This is a genomic window from Novosphingobium sp. BL-S-21, assembly GCF_055521655.1.
On the sequence record NZ_CM145496.1, the window covers coordinates 1,777,172 to 1,797,467 of the forward strand.

A 20,296-nucleotide genomic window follows, 5' to 3' on the forward strand; every position below is an offset into this window, starting at 1 on the left:
CCTCAGGCCGCCTTTCGTCCTGCCGCGCAAAGCCACTGGCGCGCGCGGCGCTGGGCTTCGGCGATTTCGCGCGCGGTCATGTCCTCGGCCACTTCGGTGCGGCAGGTCGCCGCTTCCTCGTCGCCCCGGGCCGCGGCGAGATTGAACCACTTGTGCGCTTCGATGAGATCGCAAGCCGCGCCGTGGCTGCCGGTGGAAAAGGCCACGCCCAGATCGAAGCAGGCGGAAAAATCACCGATCGCGGCAGCGGCCAGGCGCTCTGCCAGGAACAGGTCCTCGGCGGCCCCCGAAAGACCTTCCGTTACTTCGGTGAAGTGCTCTTCAGATATCCAGACATGGTCCATAGTCAGCTAACCCCCGGTTTACGGTCCTTTCGGTCCAGTGCTGCAAGGCTGGCACCGACATGGTCAACAAAGCGTTAAGGATAGATCTGAAACATTCCCTGTAAGTTTACGCTACAAGCTCGCGGGAGAAACTTGTGCCTGTCCGAAACGGCATTCAGGTTTTTTGTGGACTGCCATGGTTATAGCCTTGTGCAGGGTGAGGGGCGGCCCTATAGGCCGCCGCACCGCGGTTTGCCGGGAGGCCACTGGAAAAATCCGGGGTCGCAGGGCGTAGGCAGACCGGGGGGATTCGTGCGGAGATTCTCTGGATGGCAACGGCCCTAGCTGACGAAATTGATGTCCTCGCCAAAGCCAAGCGCATGCTTGGTGGTTCTTATGTTCCCGTAGAGAACGAAGCCTACATGTGCGAGGCTCAGCAAGACTACTTCCGGCGGCTTCTGCTGGCCTGGAAGAAATCGATTCTCGACGCCTCTGCCGGCACCCTGGCACAGCTTCAGGACGGTCCGATCCGCGAGCCGGACCTCAACGATCGCGCTTCCAGCGAGACCGATTGGGGTATCGAACTGCGTACCCGCGACCGCCAGCGCAAACTGATCGCCAAGATCGATTCCGCCCTGCGGCGGATCGAGGAAGGCGAATACGGCTATTGCGAAGTGACCGGCGAACCGATCGGCCTCGGCCGTCTCGAGGCGCGTCCGATCGCCACCATGACCGTGGAGGCACAGGAAGCGCACGAGCGCCGCGAAAAGGTCTCCCGCGAGGAGTGATCCCCTCGCAAATACAGCTTTTTCGCCCCGCCCGAACGGGATGCCCGGTTGTTGGAAAGCCGGGCCTTCCACAGCGGACGGGGCGTTAAGGCTTTCTTTGCCACTCGCCTCTAGGTATCGACGGTAAGCACGCTTCGCGCGTGAGGCTATGGCTATCGCGGGCCAAGGTTCGTGATATCATCTGCCTGACCGAATGCCGGACGAGAACGCATGACCGAGATCGAAAATCGCCAGATTGCGCGCGACAGCCTGTTCCTCATGGCCGATCTGCGCATCGACGGGCTGGACGGCGAATACCGGATCAAGGTCCGCAACCTCTCCGCCGGCGGCATGATGGGCGAAGGCGGAATCCAGGTCATGCGCGGCACGCTGGTCGCGGTGAACATCCGTAACATCGGTTGGGTCGCCGGCTCGGTCGCCTGGGTGCAGGAAAACCGCTTCGGCGTGGCCTTCACCGAGGAAATCGACCCCAAGCTGGCCCGTGCGGCCGTGACCCCGGTCCCGGACGACAAGCCGAATTTCGTGCGCACGTACGAAGCGCAATATTCGCCCCCCACGACGCCCGCGAAAAACCTGCGCAAGCTCTGATTTCTGCGCGCCCGGCGAAAAATCGACCCCGCGGCGCGCCAGCCATTTGCGCTCTGCCGCAAATCGACTAGTCCCAAGGCCATGTTCGCCAAGCGCCATGCCTTTCGAACTCCGGTTCCCTTCCGCCTGATCCCTCTGGCCACTGCGCTGGCGCTTGCCGCCTGCGGTTCTCCGGACAATTCGGCCTTGAGCGTCGCCGTCCTCGGCAGGTCCGGCGGCACTTCGGGCGCGCCCTTCGACATTGGCGAAAGCACCACCCTGGCCGGGCAGCTCCTGCGCGCCTCCACCACCGAGGGCCTGGTGGCCTTCGACGAGAAGGGCCGCGTCATTCCCGCGCTCGCGGATCGCTGGATCGTCACTGACGACGGGCAAAGCTACATCTTCCGGCTGCGCGACGGCGATTGGCCATCGGGCGAGCCGCTGACGGCGGAATCGGCCAAGAAGGCGCTGCAGACCGCGCTCGATGCGCTGGACGGCACGCCGCTCGCGCGCGATCTGGCCGGTATCGACGAAATCCGCACGATGGCGGGGCGGGTCGTCGAGATCCGGCTCGGCCGGCCGATGCCCTATCTGCTGCAACTGCTGGCCCAACCGGAACTCGGCCTGGCCTTCAAGAACCGCGGTGCCGGGCCGATGCGCCTGGAACGCGCCGGTAGCGCGGCCCGCCTCGTGCCCATCGATCCCGCCAGCCTGGGGCTGCCTGCGGTGGAAAACTGGCCGCAGCGCAGCCGCCGCATCGACTTGCGAGTGCTCGATGGTCCAGCCGCGGTCGAGGCGTTCAACGCGGGCGAAGTCGATATCGTGATGGGCGGCGAGATCCAGGACTTCCCCCTCACCCGCTCGGTCGGCATCCTGCGCGGGACGATCCAGCTCGATCCCGTGGTCGGCCTGTTCGGCCTCAAGGTGATGCGCGACAAGGGTTTCCTGGCCGACCCCGCCAATCGCGAGGCTCTGGCCATGGCGATCGACCGGGAGGGCCTGATCGCGCCGTTCAGCCTCGGTGGATGGTCGCCCACGACCCGGCTCGTTTCGCCCAGCCTCGATGGCGACCTTGGCACGATCGGCGAACGGTGGAGCGAACAGTCGCTCGACGACCGGCGCGCGGTGGCCGCGGCGCGCGTGCGCCGCTGGGCATCGGGCGCTAGCGGATCGACCGGCGAGCGGGCCGCCGCTCCGGCCGCTCCGGCCGCCCCCCAGCCACCCGGTGCCGCGCCGAAGCAAGCGACCAAGGCAACGCGCGGCGCAGCCCCCGCGCCGGTTCCGCCCGCCGCCAACGGCCCGCACCTGTCGATCTGGCTCCCAGCCGGCGACGGATCGGATACCCTGTTCGGCAAGCTCGCCGCAGACTTCGCGGCCATCGGCGTCCATCTCCTGCGCAGCAGCGACATCGAAGCTGCGGACCTGCGGCTGGTGGACGATGTCGCCCGCTATCCCCGCGCTGCGTGGTTTCTCAACCGCCTGGCCTGCAGCGACGGACAGGGCCTCTGTTCCACCGAGGCCGATGCGCGGGTGAAGGAAGCCACCACGGCCACCACGCCCGAGGAAAGGTCCGCGCTTCTGACCGAGGCCGAGGCCGAACTCACGGCCGCCAACGTGTTCATTCCCTTCGGAACTCCGATCCGCTGGTCGCTGGTACGCGGCAGCGTCGCGGGCTTCGCGCCCAATACCTGGGGCTGGCACCCCTTGATGCCATTGGCCTGGGTCCCCAGATAATTCGCCTATCCCTTTCGAGGAGAGGTACGACTTTGGCGACTGGACAGACTTCCGCACGGCGCATGGACCTGGAATTTCCGCTCGGGTCCGATCCGGTTTCCATCTCCCGTCGCATCGAAATGCTCGAGCATGTGCTGGAGCGCGCCATCTCGCTTCCCGGCATCCGCCGCAAGGTGGGGCTGGACGCGGTGATGGGCCTGGTTCCCGTGGCCGGCGATCTCGTTTCGGCGGCGCTCGGCATGTATATCGTGTGGGAGGCCCGGCGGCTGGGCATGCCGAAGTGGCAGCTCGCCCGGATGACCGTCAATGTCGGCGTCGATACGCTGCTGGGCGCGGTTCCGGTGGCCGGCGATCTGTTCGATTTCGTGTTCCGCTCCAACAGCCGAAACCTGAAGATCGTCCGCAAGCATATCGCCAAGCATCACCCCCATGCGCGGGTGATCGAGGGCTAGGCCGATAAGGGCGCCGTCGCGGACGGCGCCGTCATTTCCCCCTCGCGCGGCTGCCGGGTCAGGCCTTGGCAGCGGCGGCTAAGTCGCACTTCTGGTTGGCTTCCTTGGTGCCGCCGCCCAGGAAAGCGACCGCCAGGAAGCCGGCGACCACGGCGATGGCGAAGGCCGCCGTGACTTTGCCGAGATGCTTGTCGATCACGGCCTTGATCGGTGCGCCGAACAAGCGGAACAGCACGCCCACGATCATGAAGCTGATCGAGCGCGAGACGACCGAGGCGGCGATGAACACGCCCAGGTTCATCCCGATGAAGCCGGCCGTGATCGTCAGCAGCTTGAACGGGATCGGCGTCGCGCCCTTCACCACGATGATCTCGGCGCCGTATTCCCGCAAGTAGCAGGCCGCCTTGGGGAAGCTGTCCGCCAGCCCCAGCGCGTGAAGCAGCGCCTCACCGAAAGCGGCATAGGCGAAGTGGCCGATGGCATAGCCCAGCAGGCCGCCCACGACCGATGCCAGCGTGGCGATCATCGCGAAGCGAATCGCCTTCTTCGGCTCGGCCAGGCACATCAGCCCCAGCAGCGGATGCGGCGGCACGGGGAAGAAGCTGGCTTCCATGAAGGCGAACAGGGCCAGCCACCATTCGGCATGGCGGTGCGCCGCCTTGGCCATGGTCCAGTCGTAGAGGCGGCGCAGCATCGAGTTCTCCGGCTGTCATGAGATCGGGCACCGCAAGAAGGCGGCACGCGTGCCGTGCTTAGTAGGCCGGCGCGGAGGCGGCAAGCTATAACCCATTTGGTTATATCTGCTTGACATTACGACGCTGGATTGGTACAAAACAGGAACAAAGGGAGCAGCCGATTCGTCCGGTTCTCCTTTCGATCCGCACCACATCAACTCCGGGATGATCCCCTATGGTCGAGCCGAAACGGGCTACGTCCGGCGCTGCACGGTGCCGGCGTGGCAAGACGATCAGCCCTGTCTCCACGGCGCATGAGCCCGGGGACGAGCGCCCCATCCACAACCGGCGTTGGCGTGCGGATTTCCTCGCCGCGCTGGCCGAGACCTCGAACGTCAGTGCCGCCAGCACCGCCGCCGGAGTGCCGCCGGGCAAGGCCTATAGACTGCGCCGGACAGACCCGGAATTCGCCCGGGATTGGCACGTCGCCCTGCTCGAAGGCTACGAGAACCTCGAGATGGAAGTGCTCTATCGGCTGCGCTTCGGCGATCCCCGGGACGGCGAGGTCAAGTTCGACAACGCCACCGCCCTTCGCCTCCTCGGCCTCCACCGCGAAACCGTGGCGCGCGAGCGGGCGGCGCGGGAGAATGAGGATCTGGCCGCCGTGCGCGCCTCTATTCACGCCAAGCTGGCGCAGCTGCGCCAGCAGATCACGGCGCGCCGCGCGCTCGAAACCGGCAAGGAGGCCGATCATGGCTGAAGCCGATCCCCTGCACTGGCTGGCCGAAGCCGAAGACGGCGAACTGGAATCCTTCATGACGGGTCTTGGCGCCTCCGGACAGCGCGAATGGCGCTGGGACTGGCGTCTCTGGGCCCGGCCCTCGCAGATCGCCCCCGCCGGGGACTGGCGCGTATGGCTGGTCATGGCCGGGCGCGGCTTCGGCAAGACGCGCTGCGGCGCCGAATGGGTGAACGAGGTTGCGGAGCATCATCCCGATGCCCGCATCGCGCTCGTCGCCGCCCATCTCGGCGAGGCGCGCTCGGTCATGGTCGAAGGCGAAAGCGGATTGCTGTCGACAGGCGCGCCCTGGAGAAGGCCCCTTTTCGAACCCTCGCTGCGCCGTCTGACATGGCCGAACGGCGCGCAGGCCACGCTCTATTCCGCGGCCGAGCCGGAAGCCCTGCGCGGCCCCCAGCACAGCCACGCCTGGTGCGACGAAGTGGCCAAATGGGACAATGCCTCGGGCAGGGCCGTCGCAAGCTGGGACAACCTGCTCATGGGTCTCCGGCTGGGCCATGACCCCCGCGTCGTGGCCACGACGACGCCCCGAAGCGTACCCCTGGTCACGCGATTGCTGGCCGAAAGCCAGGACGGCGAAGTCGCCGTGACGCGCGGCAGCACCTTCGACAATGCGGCCAACCTGCCCGCCCGTTTCCTCAGGGCCATGCGCCGGACGTTTTCGCAAAGCCTGCTGGGGCGGCAGGAGATCGACGGCGAAGTGATCGCCGATGTCGAAGGCGCGCTGTGGAGCCGTGCCCTGCTGGAAGGCTGCCGGGAGGACGCCGCGCCCGCATGCGACCGCGTGGTCGTCGGCGTCGATCCGCCGGCCTCGGCCGGGGGCGATGCCTGCGGGATCGTGGTCGTGGGCATGGGGCAGGACGGCACCGCGCATGTCATGGCCGATGCCTCGGTGGAGAAGGCGGGTCCCGAACGCTGGGCCCGCGCCGTCGCCGGCACCGCCGAGGCCTGGCATGCCGACCGGGTGATTGCGGAGGCCAACCAGGGCGGCGCCATGGTCGCCTCGGTACTGCGCGCGGCCCAGCTCTCTCTGCCCTTGCGGCTGGTCCACGCCAGCCGCGGCAAAGTCGCCCGCGCCGAGCCGGTCGCCGCGTTATACGAGGCCGGGCGGGTCCGTCATGCCGGGCTGTTTCCCGCGCTGGAAGACGAGATGTGCGGCCTCATCGCCGGAGGTGCCTACCAGGGCCCGGGACGCTCGCCGGATCGTGCCGACGCCCTGGTCTGGGCCCTGAGCGAACTGATGCTCGGCCGGAACGGCGAGCCTCGCGTGCGGCTGGCCTGAGTTTCCCGCACCGGACCGGGGATCTGCGCGCCCTTGCGCGGACACCCTGGACGCCAGGCAGCACCCTCCCTGCGTCATTTCGGGCCTCAGCGGCCTGCGGAGCGATCCGCTCGTGAAAACCCCATTGAAAGGAAACCCTGCAGTGTCCTTCCTCGAAACGCTCGTCGCCGCCTTCAAGGGTGAGAGTGCCCGCGTGCCGCTGGCGCGCGGACCGGCCTCGCCATGGTTTTTCGCCGAGAGCGGCGGCGGGCGTGCTCCCTTCGAATATGGCTCGGCCGTGCGCCGCGCCTATCTTGAGAATCCCGTGGCCCAGCGCGCGGTGCGTCTGGTTGCGGAAGGCATCGGCGGCGCGCCGCTGCGCCCTGCCGATCCGCGGCTTGTCTCTCTCGTGACCGAAACGAGCGCGGGACAGTCGCTGCTGGAGACGCTCGCCTGCCACCTCCTGCTCCACGGCAATGCCTATGTGCAAGTGCTCAAGGACGCGCGCGGCCGTCCGGTGGAACTCTTCGCCTTGCGGCCCGAGCGCGTCTCCATCGTCGCGGGCGAGGACGGCTGGCCCGCTGCTTTCGCCTACGACGTGGCCGGGCGGCGCCTGACGATCCCGCTGCTTGACGAGGACGCCGCGCCCAACGTCATCCACATCCGCCATTTCCACCCGGCGGACGACCATTACGGCGCGGGGTGCCTGACCGCCGCCGACGAAGCGATCGCCACGCACAACGCCGCCTCGCAGTGGAACCGCCAGCTTCTGGAAAATGCGGCCCGTCCGTCCGGCGCGCTCGTCTACGAGGCGGGCGAGGGCAATACGCTCACGGGTGACCAGTTCGACCGGCTCAAGACCGAGCTGACCCAGGCCTATGCCGGATCGGGCAATGCCGGGCGGCCGATGCTGCTGGAGGGCGGCCTGAAATGGCAGGCGATGGCCATGACGCCCGCGGACATGGACTTCGCCACGCTCAAGGCCGCCGCCGCCCGCGACGTGGCGCTGGCCTTCGGTGTGCCGCCGATGCTGCTGGGCCTGCCCGGCGATGCCACTTACGCCAATTACCGGGAGGCGAACCGCGCGCTCTGGCGCCTCACCCTGCTGCCGCTGGCGACCAAGATTCTCGCCGGTCTCTGCGAGGGGGTTTCGCCCTGGTTCCCGGAGGCCGCCCTGGCCATCGACCTCGACCGCGTACCGGCCCTGTCCGAAGACCGCGAACGCCTCTGGGCGCAAGTCAGCGCGGCGGACTTCCTGGGGGATGACGAGAAACGATCCTTGCTGGGACTCGCGCCCAAACCGGCGTCGACCCTGGAAGACGTGGAGAACAAATCATGAACCAGAAGGACATGCTGGCCGGCCTGCTCGCCCAGGCGACCACCGAAGGCAGCGAACTCGTGACGCTGCGCGCCATCGTCGAGGAAGCCAGCGAAGTGGGCGCGCGGCGGATGCTGTCACGGATCGGCCTCGACGATGCGACCGCGCCCGGCGATCTCTCGGAACTGCGCGAACTGCTCCAGGCCTGGCGCGACGCCAAGGCCAGCGCCCAGGCCGCGGCAATCGGCTGGCTGGTGCGCGGCGTGCTCGCCCTGCTCCTGCTCGGCCTCGCGGTTCGCTTCGGTACCGGGGAGCTGCTGCGATGATGGCGCAGGCCCCGCATGCACGCGCGCTGCGCTTCGCCGGCTACGCCGCCCTGTTCGGCCACCGCGATGCCGGACGCGACGCGATCCGGCCCGGCGCCTTCGCCCGGACCCTGGCCGAGCGGCGCGATCCCCTGCCGCTGTTCTGGCAGCACCGGCCGGACCTGCGGATCGGCTGGGTGCAGACGGCCACCGAAGACGCACGCGGCCTGCGCGTGATCGCCGCGGTCGACAACCCGGACGGCGCAGCCGGACTCGCGCTGCGGCGCGGGGCCGTGACCGGGCTCTCCTTCGGCTATCGCGCCCGCTCCAGCCGCGCCGGCGCCGAGGGCCGCGATCTGCTCGACCTGGACTTGTTCGAGGTGAGCCTCGTCACTCACCCGATGCAGCACGGCGCCCGGGTCCACCTGATCGCCTGATCCCTTCCCCCGATTGATTTCCCGCCGCCAATCCGGCGGCTCCAACCGAAAGGTAAGTGCCCGATGGAATCCATTGCCCCGGTCGAAGCGCTCGACGCTTCGTTCGACCTCGTCGCCCGTCAGGACGCCACCGAAGCCGCCGTCGAAACCCTGCGCGGCGATGTCGAGGACGTGAAGGCCCGTCTCGACCGCGTCAGCCGCGCGGCCTCGCGCCCGGTGATCGAAGGCGGCGCCGCCAGTTCCGCCAGCCTCGAAGTGAAGGGCTTCGTCGATGGCTACTTGCGCCTGGGCCGCGAAACGGAGGTGAAATCGCTCTCCGGCATCGCCGCCTCGGACGGCGGCTATGCCGTGCCGCGCGAAGTGGACGCGCTGATTTCCGCCAGACTGCGGGACATCAGCCCGATCCGCGCGATCGCGCAAGTGGTGCAGACCGGCACGGCGGGCTACCGCAAGCTCATCACCACCGGCGGCACCGCCTCGGGCTGGGTGAGCGAAACCGGCGCCCGCACCGAAACCGCCACGCCCAGCTTTGCCGAAATCGCGCCGCCCGCCGGCGAACTCTATGCCAACCCGGCCGCCAGCCAGGCCATGCTCGACGATGCCGCCTTCGATATCCAGTCCTGGCTGGCGGACGAAATCGCCTCTGAATTCGCGCGCGCGGAAGGGCGTGCATTCGTCAGCGGCACCGGCATCAACCAGCCGATGGGCTTCCTCACCGCGCCCAATGCCGCCACAGGCGACGCGGCGCGCCCCTTCGGCTCGTTGCAGTTCCTTGCCACGGGCAATGCCACCGGCTTCGACACCGCGCCCGAACTCAAGCTGATCGACCTGGTCCATGCGCTGAAGGGCGGCCACCGCCAGGGCGCAAGCTGGGTGATGAATGCGAAGACCCTGGCCGTAGTGCGCAAGCTCAAGGCGTCGGACGGCTCCTTCCTCTGGCAGCCCGGCCTGATGGAAGGCCAGCCCAACCGTCTGCTCGGCTACCCCGTCATCGAGGCCGAGGACATGCCCGACGTGGCGGCGGGCGCCTTCCCGATCGCCTTCGGCAACTTCCGCGCCGGCTATCTGATCGCGGAACGCAGCGCCACCTCGATCCTGCGCGATCCGTTCACCAACAAGCCTTTCGTCCACTTCTACGCGACCAAGCGCATCGGCGGCCAGGTGCTCGATTCCGACGCGATCAAGCTGCTCAAGATCTCGGCCTGACGCCCCCGGCCCGCGCGGGGGAGGACGCCTTCTGCTTCCTCCGCGCGGATCCTGAGCAGCAGCCCGCGCCACCTTCGGGCGGCGCGGGCTACCCGCCCCCTCCCTTCTCATCGGAGACACCCATGAACCGGGTCATTCTCACGCCGGCCGTGCTGCCACCCTCGGCGCTTGCCGAGCTCAAGCAGTGGCTCGGCGTGACCACCACGCGCGACGACGGACCGCTTTCGGCCCTGCTCGCCAGTGCGCTCGAAACCTGCGAGGCGTTCACCGGAAGCATGCCGTTGGCCGCGCAGTGCGAGGAAGTGCTGCCGGCAGAAGCAGGCTGGCACGCGCTGTCGACCCGCCCGGTACAGGCGATTACCGCCATCGACGGACTCGGCCCTGACCCTATCGGCGCTGGCACTGGCACTGGCAGCAGCGGCAGCGCCAGCGAGCGCTTCCCGCTTCCGGCAGGCACTGCCGAGATCGACCTCGGCGCCGATGGCGGCGGCCGGGTGAGGCTGTCCCTGCCGCCAGATCCCACGCGCTCCATCGTTCGCATCGCGGTACGTTTCACGGCGGGGCTGGCCGAAGACTGGGACCACCTGCCGGACGGGCTGCGCCACGGGATGATCCGCCTTGCCGCGCACCAGCACCGCGAACGCGAGAGCGAGGGCGCCGCGGCTCTTCCCCCCGCCTCGGTAGCGGCGCTCTGGCGCCCGTGGCGGCGGATACGCCTGCGATGAGCAGGACCATCGCCGCCGATGCGGACACCGCTTTCGACGATCTCGCGCGCCGTCTGGCCGCCCGCGCCGCCGCGCTTGCCGCCGCCCACGCCCAGGCCCGCCACCTTGCGGCCCGGCGTGACGAAAGCCGCTGGCGCCGGGCCGACCTGGTCTGGCCGCTCTTCGCGAAAGGATAAGGAATGGAAATCGCCCTGCGCGCCGTTCTCATGGACTGGCTCGGCGCCGATCCGGTGCTTGCGGCCCAGCTCAACGCCATCGTCGAGGAAGCCCCCTCGCGCACCAGCCTGCCGTGGCTCGCCATCGCCTCCAGCGCCAGCACGGACTGGAGCTGCAAGACCGCGCCGGGCCGCGAGGTGCGCGTCGCCCTCGAACTTCACTGCCGGGGCGAAACGCCCGACGCCGCGGCCTTCCTCATCACTGCGATCGAGGCGCGGATCGAAGACCTTCCCCGCGACCAGCCGACCTTCCAGGTCGTCGCCGTCCAGTTCCTGCGCGCCCGCGCCGAACAGCGCGGCGAGAGCCGCCGCGCGATCCTGCTTGAATATCGCTTCCGGCTGCTCGCCGCCTGATCCCTGAAACCAGCCCTGCAAGACAAAGGAGCCATCCATGCCCGCCCAGAAAGGCAGCGCCTTCCTTCTCAAGATCTCCGACGGCAACATTCCCGCCGCCTACCAGACCGTGGCCGGCCTGCGCACTACGCAGATGTCAGTGACGGGCGATGCCGTCGTCGTCACCAGCAAGGACAGCGGCGGCTGGCGGGACCTGCTGTCCGGCGCGGGCGTTCGCGCGGTTTCGGTGAGCGCAGCCGGCATCTTCCTCGGCAGTGCGGCCGAGGCGAAGATCCGCGCCAATGCCATGGCCGGCACCCTGGACGACTACGAACTGAGCTTCGAAGACGGAGAACGGCTGCGCGGCCGCTTCCTCGTCCAGCGCCTCGACTACGCCGGGGATTTCAACGGAGAGCGCAATTACACGCTCCAGCTCGAAAGCTCCGGTCCGGTGGCCGCGGCATGACGGGTGGACATGAGCCCCGGCCCGCCAATCCGCTGCGAGGCGAAGCGCTGCTGGAGATCGGCGGAACAGCGCATGTCCTGCGCCCCAGCTTCACCGCGCTGATCGCTGCCGAGGAGGAACTCGGCCCGCTCTTCGCCCTGGTGGAGAGGGCCGGGGCCGGACAGCTGCGCCTTGCGGAGATCACGGCGCTGTTCTGGCATTGCCTCGATCCGCTGCGCGCGGTGCCCCGCGCGGCGGTGGGCGAAGCCGTCGTGGCGCAGGGGCTTGCCGCTTCCTCGGCGCCCTTGCGCAGCCTGCTTGGCCAGATCCTCAAGGGCGGCGGGTGAGCGAGGATCGTTTCGCCGCGGCGGCACTGGCGCTCTGCGGCCTTGCCGCGCGCCAGCTCGGATGGAGGCCCGGAGAATTCTGGGCCGCCACCCCCGCCGAACTCGCCGCCGCGCTCGGCCTGCTCACTGCCCCCACCGCATCCCCTTGCGACCGGTCCCTGCTCGAAAAGCTGATGGAGCACGATGATGAGCGATGAAATCGACAGCCTTCTGGTGGAAGTCCGGGCCAGTACCGATGGCTTTTCCCGCGACATCGCCCGGATGCGCGGCAGCATCGACAACGATCTCGTCTCCGGCTTCACCCAGGCCGGACAGGCGCTGGAAAAAGGCCTGACCAGCGCCATCCGCCGCGGCAGCCTGGGGTTCGACGACCTCAAGCGCGCCGCCCTCGGCACGCTGGGAGAGATCGCCGCGCAGTCGGTGCAGGGCCTGCTCGGTGCGGGAACGGCCCGCTCCACGGGCGCATCCGGGGTTATGGCGGGAATGCTCGACCTCTCCGGCCTGTTCTCCAGCGTGCTGGGCCTGCCGGGCCGCGCCACCGGGGGCAATGTCTCGCCCGGGCGGGGCTATGTCGTCGGCGAGCGGGGGCCGGAAATGTTCGTCCCCACCTCGGCGGGACGGATCGAGGCATCCCCGGGCACCCCCGCGCGCGACGTGAAAGTCGCCATCCACCTCAACGCCCCGCGCGGATCCAGCGCACCCCAATCGCTTCAGCGCTCCTCGCGCCAGGTCGCCAGCGCCGTCCGCCGCGCGATCACCGCCCGCTGACACCACCGGAGCAACCGACATGGCATTCTGGCTTGCAAGCAAGCGCAACGGACAGGCGAGCGACTGGATCAAGCGCTTCGACCCGCGTTTCTGGACCGTCAACTTTCCGCGACCGATGATGGCCTCCCTCATATCGACAGGCCCCGATTCGCTGCGCCTCGACGCAGCGTTCCTGCGCAAGGGCGATCTCGGGGGGCTGATCTGGGACAGTGTCGACAGCCTCGACCACCCGCTTCTCGCCTACCGGACCGACCGCGACTACGCCCATACCGCGCTGAGCTTTCGCTGGCGCTCATCGGGCGTGATCCCGCTCGATTCCGGCATCGGCCCCACCCTGACCGTCGAGGGCAAGGACGCCGCCGGCGCGGCGCGCGTCTGGTACGTCCGCCTTTGGAACTATGCGGAAGGAACCGGCGAGGACGCCCGCATCGACTTGCGTTTCTCCGAACTCGATGCCGGTTTCTCGCTGCCTTCTGCCGACCGGGTATGGCCCCATGCGATCGACCGCATGTTCATCTCGTTTTGCCCGCCCGGCTATGACGGCAGCGCCGAACCCCTGCCGGCCGAGGCCGAAGGCTGGATCGAACTGAGCGAGATCCGCACCGATGGCGCGCGGGCCATGCTGGAAATCGGCGACGTGATCCTGCCGCCCAACGGCCTCGCCATGGCGACGGGCTTCGACGATCAGGGCGTGCAGACGCCCGCGCGCCTGCTGCGAAACGTGCGCCAGCTCGGCTACCGGGGCTCGGTGATCCACTATGTCGGCATGAGCCATTACTTCCGGCTCGCCCCGGCGGATGGCGGCTATTTGGCCGGCGCGACCGCCGACCCGCTCAATGCGCCGACGCGCAACTGGCACCGCGCCTTCTTCCGGGAATGCATGGACCTGGGCTTCAGCCCGGTGGCCTCGCTGTCCTACGAGCTGCTCGACCAGCATTGCCCTCCCGCATGGAAGCAGCGCGATCATCTGGGCAATCCCGCGCGCACCGGATGGGAACCGCCCTCCACCCTGCTCTCGCCGGCGAACCACGCGGCGATGGCCTGGCTGCAATCGGTCGGCGCCGCCTTTGCGCGGATCATGATCGAGGCCGGTGCCCCGGTGCGCTTCCAGGTGGGCGAGCCCTGGTGGTGGTGCTTCGCGGACGGCCGCATCTGTCTCTACGATGCCGAGGCTCTCGCCACCTTTGGCGGCACGCCCGCCGTCATTCCCGACATGCGCGCGCCGCTGGACGCTGCCCAGCAGGCCCTGCTCGACACGGCCGGCGCGGTGCTGGCCAGGTCCACCGCCGATCTGGTCTCCGCCGTTCGCGCCGCCGCGGCGCCCGCAGCGGCCGAAGCGCTGGCGCTGGTCTTCACGCCCACCGTGCTCGACGCCGCGATGCCCGAGATGCGGCGCGCCAACCTGCCGGTGGGCTGGGCCGCGCCCGCCTTCGACCGGCTGCAGGTGGAGGACTACGACTGGCTCACCGCCGGTGCCGACGTCTTGCGCCGCCGCGCCTATGCCACGGTGAACGAGCGCCTCGGCTACCCGCCCGAGGACCAGGACTATCTTGCCGGCTTCGTGCTGACCGCCGCGCAGAGCGACCATTGGCGGCGGATCGACGCGGGCATCGACGAGGCCCTGGCCCGGTCCCCGCACGAGGTGGTCGTCTGGGCTCTGCCGCAAGTCGCCCGCGACGGCTTCGTCCGCCTCCCCCCACCGTTCCAGCCTTCAGGAGCCGAACCCATGCAGTCTTTCGACGACGTGCCCTACCCCCTCGCGCTTGGCCGGGATGCTGCCGTCATTCCCGAATTCTCCACCTCGATCTCCGTGACCGCCTCCGGCTTCGAGCGGCGCAACAGTCTGTGGTCGAACGCCCGCCTGCGCTTCGACGTGGGGCCGGGCGTCCGATCCGAGGCCGAGTTGGGCACGCTGATCGCCTTCTTCCGCGCCCGCCGCGGCCCCGCACGCGGTTTCCGCCTGCGCGATCCCAGCGACTTCAGCTCGAACGACATGGTCGCCGCGCCGACGCCGCGCGACCAGTACCTGGGCACCGGCGACGGCGCCCGCGCCGGCTTCCCGCTGGTCAAGCGCTACGGAGACGGGGAAGGACAGGAGGATCTTGGCCAGGTCCGCCGCATCACCCGGCCGCAGCCCGGCACCCTGCGCGTCTCGGTCGGCGGCACGGAGCAGGAGGGGAACTGGTCGCTGGAGCCGATGGGTATCGTGCTGTTCGAAGATGCCCCGCCTGCAGGCGCCGTCGTCCGCGCGGGATATCTGTTCGACGTCCCGGTGCGCTTCGCCGAGGATCGGCTCGAAATCACCGGCTCTGCTTTCGCCGCCGGTGAAGCACCCAGCGTGCCTGTCGTAGAGATCCGGGAGGCGTCATGAGCCGCATCTGGTTTTCAGGCGACCTCGAAACCGCCGCCCCCTTCTGGCGCATCGACCGCCGAGACGGCGTGACGCTGGGCTTCACCACACATGACGCCGACCTCTGGTTCGACGGGCTGCTCCACCGGGCCGCGCCCGGCATGGTGCCCTCGTCGATCCGCAAGTCCGCCGGGTTCGAGGCCGATAGCGCCGAAGTGCGCGGCACGCTCACTCACGAGGCGATCTCGGCCGAGGACCTGGCCGAGGGCCGCTTCGATGGTGCCTTCGTCCGCATCGGCCTGGTCGATTGGGAAACGCGGGAGCGCACCACGCTCTACACCGGCACGATCGGCGCCGTGTCGCAGGAGGACGGCACGTTCTCGGCCGAACTGGCATCGCGCAAGGAAGAGCTTGCGCGGGATCCCGTGCCGCGCACCAGCCCCTCGTGCCGCGCATCCTTCTGCGGACCGGGCTGCAATCTCGATCCCCAGCGCTTCACCCGCGAGGTCAGCATCGCGGCCGTGGACGCGGAGGACACCTCTCTTCTGCTCGGCACCACCGTCGATCCCGCCCTGTTCGCAGGCGGCAGCCTGCGCTGGCTGGAGGGTCCTTATGCCGGCATGACAATGAAGATCGCCGGGTGGACGGGTGACCGCCTGACGCTCGGCGATCCGCTCGACCGGCAACCACCCCCCGGCACACGGGCGTTCCTGCGCGAAGGCTGCGATCATACCCTCGGCACGTGCGGAACCCGGTTCGGCAACGCCGCAAACTTCCGCGGCGAGCCCTTCCTGCCCGGCAACGACCTGCTCACCCGCTACCCCGCGCCCGCCGCATGACCGGGGACGAGATCGCTGCCGCGGCAAAGGGCCTCGTCGGCGTGCCGTTCCGGCTGCATGGCCGCGACCGACGCATCGGGCTCGATTGCCTCGGCGTCGTCGCACTCGCCCACGGAGGCGCGATGGAAGTGCCTGCCACGTATCGGCTGCGCGCACTGGAAGGCGGGGAGCGGGACTCGCTCGTCGCCGCCGCCGCAAGGTCCATGGGACTTGCGCCTGCCAATGGGCCTGCAGTGCCGGGAGACGTGCTCATGCTGCGGCCCGGGGCATGCCAGCTCCATTTCGCCGTGGCCGTGGACCGGCGCCGGATCGTCCACGCCCATGCGGGACTGGGCCGCGTCGTGCTCGGCCCGATTCCCGAAGACTGGCCGCTTGCCGGGCTCTGGCGCCAGGCCTGCGATCCCATCACCTAGAAGGACATGACATGGCAACGCTCGTTCTCAATGCCGTCGGCACCGCGATCGGCGGGCCGGTGGGCGGCGCGATCGGCTCGATGGTCGGCAGCCAGTTCGACGCCGCAATCTTCGGTTCCCCGCACCGGCAAGGCCCTCGCCTGAAGGAACTGGAGGTCACCAGCTCCAGCTATGGCCAGCCCCTGCCTCGCCATTTCGGCCGCATGCGCGTGGCCGGGCAGGTGATCTGGGCCACCGACCTCGTGGAAAGCAGCGAAACGCTGGGCGGCGGCAAGGGCGCCGCCTCGATCACGACCTACAGCTACACCGCCAGCTTCGCCGTGGCGCTTTCCAGCCGGCCCATCGCAGCCCTCGGCCGGATCTGGGCCGACGGCCGCCTGCTGCGCGGCACAGAAGGGGACCTCAAGGCCGCCGGCACCTTGCGCCTCCACCTGGGGCACGGGGACCAGCCCTGCGACCCGCTGATCCTTTCTGCCGAGGGCGAGGCGCGCTGCCCTGCCCACCGCGACCTCGCCTATGTCGTCTTCGAGGATCTCGACCTTTCCGAATTCTACAACCGCATCCCCGCCCTGACGTTCGAAGTCCTGGCCGACGAGGACTTCGATCTGGCCGATGTCCTGGGCGATCTGGTCGCGGATGCGAACGCGGCGGTCCCTCTGGAAGGCTTTCGCGGCCTGACCTGCGACGGCCCGCTGGACGGCGTGCTGCAGACCATCGACCAGGTCCTGCCGCTCGATGTCGACGCCGGACCGGACACGCTTGTCGTGTCCCGCAGACGCAGCCAGGACCGCCCGATCGCTCTGCCCGAAGCAGCGGTTTCGGCCGGCGACGACGACTTCGGCGGTGCGGCCGGTTTCAGCCGGCGCCGCCTTGCCGCCGAAGCCCAGCCCATCTCCCTGCTGCGCTACTTCGACAGCGAGCGTGATTATCTTCCCGGCGTGCAGCATGCCCAGGGTCCTGCGGGCAACAGCAGCACCGGGGCGCCGCGCGCGATCGGACTGCCCGCCACGCTTTCCGCGGACACGGCCCGGACCATGATCGAGCAGGTGCGGCAGCGGATCGACTGGTCCCGCGAGCGTATTTCCTGGCGAACGAGCGAACTCGATCCCGAAGTGGCCCCCGGCGCCTTGGTCACGTTCCCGGGCATCGCGGGGCATTGGCGCGTGCTCGAATGGGAATGGCGCGACACGGGTATCGAACTCTCGGCCGAGCGGCTGGCGCCGGTCCGGGCCAACGATCCGGAGCAGGCGGCCGCCGATCCGGGGCGGCTCAATGCTCCGCAGGACCTGCCGGCCATGCCCACTGTCCTGGCCGCCTTCGAACTGCCCTGCGATCCGGCAACGGCAAGTACGGGCCAGGCGCGTCTCTTCGCCGCGCTTTCCTCCGCCGGCAGCAACTGGAGCGGCGCGGCCCTGTTCGCCGACCGCGGCGACGGCGCGCTCCATCCGCTGGGACCGAGCGGGCGCAAGCGGGCGACGATGGGCAGGGCGACAGAAGCGCTGCCGCCGATGAGTCCGCTCCTGTTCGATCGCCGCTCGCGCCTCGAGGTCACTCTGGTGGATGCTGCGATGCAGCTCGTTGCCGCCACGACCCGCCAGCTCGCAGAAGGGGCCAACCTCGCATTCCTCGGCGAGGAAATGATCCAGTTCGCCCGGGCCACGTCGCTCGGCAATGGCCGGTGGCGCCTGGAGGGCCTCCTGCGCGGGCGCGGCGGCACCGAGGGGGCGGTGTCAGGCCATGTCGCCGGCGAGAGTTTCGTCCTGCTGGACGGCAGCGCCGTCGCGCTCGATCCCGCGCTGGTCGGCACGGCGATGAACCGGAGGGTCGTTGCGCTGGGGCGCGGCGATGCGGGACCTGTCACGGCTCCGCTACAGGCAAGCGGTCTGACCCTGCGCCCCCTGGCGCCCGTCCATCCCCGCGCGGCCATGCTGCAGGACGGCACACTGCGCCTGGAATGGACCCGCCGCGCACGAGGGAACTGGGTGTGGCAGGACGGCATCGACGTGCCGCTCATGGAACACGCGGAAACCTACCTGGTCACCATCGGGCCCCTCGCAGCACCGTTGGCGAGCTGGACCGTATCCTCGTCCGGCCTCGACATTCCGCCCGGCACGCTTGCCCAGTTCGCGGCGCTTGCCCCCGGTGAGATCCTGAGGGTGCGCCAGCAGGGGACTTACGCCCTGTCCGATCCGCTCCCTCTCTTCCGCCTGCCCTGAACACCGCCCCCACCAGAGTACGAGGACTCATTAGATGAGCGATTCCATTACCTTCGAAAGCACCACCCCGCGATTCGCCCTGCCGCTTCTCCAGGTGGGTCAGGCCCAGAAGGAAGCGTTCGTCAACGAAGCGCTGTCGCGCTGCGACATGATGCTGCACGGCACCGTGTCGGGCGAGCGTGCCGATCCGCCCGGCGATCCCGCCGCGGGCGAGACCTGGCTGGTTGCGGAGGGCGCAACGGGCGAGTGGTCCGGCAAGCAGGGCTGTCTGGCGGGCTTTCACGGCGGCAACTGGCTCTTCGCGCAACCCCGCGAGGGGCTCAGGATTTACGACTTATCCACCCGCCAGGAACGCCTCTTCGACATTTTTTGGAGAAAAGCTTCCCTTCCCGTGGAACCACTTGGCGGAATGACAGTTGATGTTCAGGCTCGGGCGGCGATCGCTGAAGTGATTGTCGTTCTGCAAGCCTTGGGTATCGTTCCTTCAGCATAATGAGTGGCATTGAACAGGGGTAATACGGTGCAGTCGATTTCCAATAAAGGGGTCACACGCTTCACCAACCCCCCGAAAACGCGACATTTCTGCAACAGTCGCGTTCAATGTGCGCTTGCACACGTAAAGCTGAGGGGGTAGACACTCGAGGCACTCGGTGGCTCCAAATCTCTTAGTAGGGGAAACATATGAGGAAACTCGTCCTTGGCCTGGCGCTGGCTTCTACAGCTATCGCCACGCCCGCGCTTGCGCGCGACAACTCGTGGTATCTTGAACTCGACGCCGGCGCGATGATCGTCGAAGACGCCGATCTCGACGTGAACGGCGTGAACAACGTCGCGACCGCCGAATTCGGCACCGGCTTCGACGGTGGCGTTGCTCTCGGTTACGACTTCGGTCCCTTCCGTCTGGAAACCGAAGCCAGCTACCGCCAGGCTTCGTTCATGGGCAGCAATGGCCCGGATGCCAGCAACCTGACCTTCATGGTCAACGGTCTGCTCGACTTCGGTCCCGATGATGGCCTTCAGGGCTACGTCGGTGGTGGCGCCGGCGTTGGCCGCGTTCACTACGACATCTTCGACGATTCGGACACGGGCTTCGCCTGGCAGGCAATCGCGGGTATCCGCGCGCCGATCAGTAGCCACGTGGACGTCGGCCTGAAGTACCGCTTCAGCAACGTCAACAACCTCGACTTCGTCGATGTTGCCGGCAACGAGATCAGCACCCGCTGGCGCTCGCACTCGCTGATGGCGACCCTGGGCTACAACTTCGGCGAACCGGCAGCTCCGCCGCCGCCGCCGCCGCCGCCGCCCCCGCCGCCCCCGCCGCCGCCGCCGCCGCCGCCGCCGCCGGTTGTGGAATGCAACAAGGGTCCGTACATCGTGTTCTTCGACTGGGATAAGTCGGACATCACGCCGGAAGCCGCCACCATCCTCGACAGCGCCGTCAGTGCCTATGGCAACTGCAACAGCGTTCCGATCATGCTGGCCGGTTACACCGACCGTTCGGGTAGCCCGAAGTACAACATGGGTCTGTCGGCACGCCGTAACGACTCGGTTCGTGCATACCTGACCAGCCACGGCATTCCGGACGGCTCGATCTCGAGCCAGGCCTTCGGTGAAGCCAACCCGCGCGTTCCGACTGCTGACGGCGTGCGCGAGCTGCAGAACCGTCGCGTCGAAATCACTTACGGTCCGGGTTCGGGCATGTAAGCGAACCGGCAACGGTTACAGATTGGGGGGTCGGAGCAATCCGGCCCCCTTTTCTTTTGCCTGCTTCAGACGGCTGG

Annotated in this window: 25 protein-coding genes; 23 read left to right on the forward strand and 2 right to left on the reverse strand. The window is 68.5% G+C overall.

The window, feature by feature from the left end; translation table 11 throughout:
* Positions 1–2: 2 nt before the first annotated feature.
* Positions 3–344, reverse strand: a complete 342-nt coding sequence (locus ACZ1J6_RS16855) for an SEL1-like repeat protein (RefSeq protein WP_442045039.1) — start codon at positions 342–344, stop codon at positions 3–5.
* Positions 345–652: 308 nt separating this feature from the next.
* On the opposite strand from ACZ1J6_RS16855, the gene dksA reads away from it, so the two are divergent.
* The 4 genes from dksA (at position 653) to ACZ1J6_RS16875 (ending at position 3,864) form a co-directional block, all read left to right on the forward strand.
* Positions 653–1,111: an RNA polymerase-binding protein DksA gene (gene dksA / locus ACZ1J6_RS16860; RefSeq protein WP_132264661.1), complete on the forward strand. Its 459-nt coding sequence runs from the start codon at positions 653–655 to the stop codon at positions 1,109–1,111.
* Positions 1,112–1,321: 210 nt separating this feature from the next.
* On the forward strand, positions 1,322–1,699 hold the full coding sequence (locus ACZ1J6_RS16865) for a PilZ domain-containing protein (RefSeq protein ID WP_132264659.1): 378 nt from the start codon (positions 1,322–1,324) through the stop codon (positions 1,697–1,699).
* Positions 1,700–1,780: 81 nt separating this feature from the next.
* Positions 1,781–3,412: an ABC transporter substrate-binding protein gene (locus ACZ1J6_RS16870; protein ID WP_465127570.1), complete on the forward strand. Its 1,632-nt coding sequence runs from the start codon at positions 1,781–1,783 to the stop codon at positions 3,410–3,412.
* Between the two features lie 62 nt (positions 3,413–3,474).
* The gene (locus ACZ1J6_RS16875) at positions 3,475–3,864 is read left to right on the forward strand and encodes a DUF4112 domain-containing protein (protein ID WP_314465142.1); all 390 of its coding nucleotides are present in this window, start codon (positions 3,475–3,477) and stop codon (positions 3,862–3,864) included.
* Between the two features lie 58 nt (positions 3,865–3,922).
* Here ACZ1J6_RS16875 and ACZ1J6_RS16880 read toward each other — a convergent pair whose 3' ends face one another.
* Positions 3,923–4,558 (reverse strand): YqaA family protein, encoded by a 636-nt coding sequence (locus tag ACZ1J6_RS16880; protein WP_465127571.1) that lies wholly within the window; start codon positions 4,556–4,558, stop codon positions 3,923–3,925.
* 215 nt (positions 4,559–4,773) lie between these two features.
* Between ACZ1J6_RS16880 and ACZ1J6_RS16885 the strand changes: the two genes are divergently transcribed.
* From ACZ1J6_RS16885 to ACZ1J6_RS16975, 19 genes are all read left to right on the forward strand, one after another.
* Positions 4,774–5,298: a hypothetical protein gene (locus ACZ1J6_RS16885; protein WP_465127572.1), complete on the forward strand. Its 525-nt coding sequence runs from the start codon at positions 4,774–4,776 to the stop codon at positions 5,296–5,298.
* A complete protein-coding gene (locus ACZ1J6_RS16890; RefSeq protein WP_465127573.1) occupies positions 5,291–6,619 on the forward strand; it encodes a DNA-packaging protein in 1,329 nt (442 codons plus the stop codon). Before ACZ1J6_RS16885 ends, ACZ1J6_RS16890 begins: the two co-directional genes overlap by 8 nt.
* 142 nt (positions 6,620–6,761) lie before the next feature.
* Positions 6,762–7,937, forward strand: coding sequence for a phage portal protein (locus ACZ1J6_RS16895; protein WP_465127574.1), 1,176 nt, complete (start codon positions 6,762–6,764; stop codon positions 7,935–7,937).
* A complete protein-coding gene (locus ACZ1J6_RS16900; protein WP_134094702.1) occupies positions 7,934–8,242 on the forward strand; it encodes a DUF6127 family protein in 309 nt (102 codons plus the stop codon). Before ACZ1J6_RS16895 ends, ACZ1J6_RS16900 begins: the two co-directional genes overlap by 4 nt.
* Entirely contained in the window at positions 8,239–8,658 is a 420-nt protein-coding gene (locus tag ACZ1J6_RS16905) for an HK97 family phage prohead protease (protein ID WP_465127575.1), read from the forward strand. The genes ACZ1J6_RS16900 and ACZ1J6_RS16905 overlap by 4 nt, the downstream gene beginning before the upstream one ends.
* Before the next feature lie 63 nt (positions 8,659–8,721).
* A complete protein-coding gene (locus ACZ1J6_RS16910; protein WP_465127576.1) occupies positions 8,722–9,864 on the forward strand; it encodes a phage major capsid protein in 1,143 nt (380 codons plus the stop codon).
* Between the two features lie 122 nt (positions 9,865–9,986).
* Positions 9,987–10,589 (forward strand): head-tail connector protein, encoded by a 603-nt coding sequence (locus tag ACZ1J6_RS16915; protein WP_465127577.1) that lies wholly within the window; start codon positions 9,987–9,989, stop codon positions 10,587–10,589.
* Complete coding sequence (locus ACZ1J6_RS16920) at positions 10,586–10,765, forward strand: hypothetical protein (RefSeq protein WP_465127578.1); 180 nt, start codon at positions 10,586–10,588, stop codon at positions 10,763–10,765. Before ACZ1J6_RS16915 ends, ACZ1J6_RS16920 begins: the two co-directional genes overlap by 4 nt.
* A gap of 3 nt (positions 10,766–10,768) precedes the next feature.
* The gene (locus ACZ1J6_RS16925; RefSeq protein ID WP_314465077.1) at positions 10,769–11,158 is read left to right on the forward strand and encodes a DUF3168 domain-containing protein; all 390 of its coding nucleotides are present in this window, start codon (positions 10,769–10,771) and stop codon (positions 11,156–11,158) included.
* Between the two features lie 37 nt (positions 11,159–11,195).
* The gene (locus tag ACZ1J6_RS16930) at positions 11,196–11,603 is read left to right on the forward strand and encodes a phage major tail protein, TP901-1 family (RefSeq protein WP_442045046.1); all 408 of its coding nucleotides are present in this window, start codon (positions 11,196–11,198) and stop codon (positions 11,601–11,603) included.
* Positions 11,600–11,929: a gene transfer agent family protein gene (locus ACZ1J6_RS16935; RefSeq protein ID WP_465127579.1), complete on the forward strand. Its 330-nt coding sequence runs from the start codon at positions 11,600–11,602 to the stop codon at positions 11,927–11,929. The genes ACZ1J6_RS16930 and ACZ1J6_RS16935 overlap by 4 nt, the downstream gene beginning before the upstream one ends.
* On the forward strand, positions 11,926–12,126 hold the full coding sequence (locus tag ACZ1J6_RS16940; RefSeq protein WP_134094710.1) for a phage tail assembly chaperone: 201 nt from the start codon (positions 11,926–11,928) through the stop codon (positions 12,124–12,126). The genes ACZ1J6_RS16935 and ACZ1J6_RS16940 overlap by 4 nt, the downstream gene beginning before the upstream one ends.
* Entirely contained in the window at positions 12,116–12,697 is a 582-nt protein-coding gene (locus ACZ1J6_RS16945) for a tail tape measure protein (RefSeq protein ID WP_465127580.1), read from the forward strand. Before ACZ1J6_RS16940 ends, ACZ1J6_RS16945 begins: the two co-directional genes overlap by 11 nt.
* Positions 12,698–12,716: 19 nt before the next feature.
* On the forward strand, positions 12,717–15,068 hold the full coding sequence (locus ACZ1J6_RS16950; RefSeq protein ID WP_465127581.1) for a phage distal tail protein, Rcc01695 family: 2,352 nt from the start codon (positions 12,717–12,719) through the stop codon (positions 15,066–15,068).
* Positions 15,065–15,886: a DUF2163 domain-containing protein gene (locus ACZ1J6_RS16955; protein WP_465127582.1), complete on the forward strand. Its 822-nt coding sequence runs from the start codon at positions 15,065–15,067 to the stop codon at positions 15,884–15,886. The genes ACZ1J6_RS16950 and ACZ1J6_RS16955 overlap by 4 nt, the downstream gene beginning before the upstream one ends.
* Positions 15,883–16,299, forward strand: coding sequence for a hypothetical protein (locus ACZ1J6_RS16960; RefSeq protein ID WP_465127583.1), 417 nt, complete (start codon positions 15,883–15,885; stop codon positions 16,297–16,299). The genes ACZ1J6_RS16955 and ACZ1J6_RS16960 overlap by 4 nt, the downstream gene beginning before the upstream one ends.
* A gap of 11 nt (positions 16,300–16,310) precedes the next feature.
* Positions 16,311–18,515: a phage tail protein gene (locus ACZ1J6_RS16965; RefSeq protein WP_465127584.1), complete on the forward strand. Its 2,205-nt coding sequence runs from the start codon at positions 16,311–16,313 to the stop codon at positions 18,513–18,515.
* A 34-nt stretch (positions 18,516–18,549) separates the two neighbouring features.
* Entirely contained in the window at positions 18,550–19,008 is a 459-nt protein-coding gene (locus tag ACZ1J6_RS16970; RefSeq protein ID WP_134094716.1) for a DUF2793 domain-containing protein, read from the forward strand.
* 188 nt (positions 19,009–19,196) lie between these two features.
* On the forward strand, positions 19,197–20,219 hold the full coding sequence (locus ACZ1J6_RS16975) for an OmpA family protein (RefSeq protein ID WP_132264644.1): 1,023 nt from the start codon (positions 19,197–19,199) through the stop codon (positions 20,217–20,219).
* Positions 20,220–20,296: the final 77 nt, after the last annotated feature.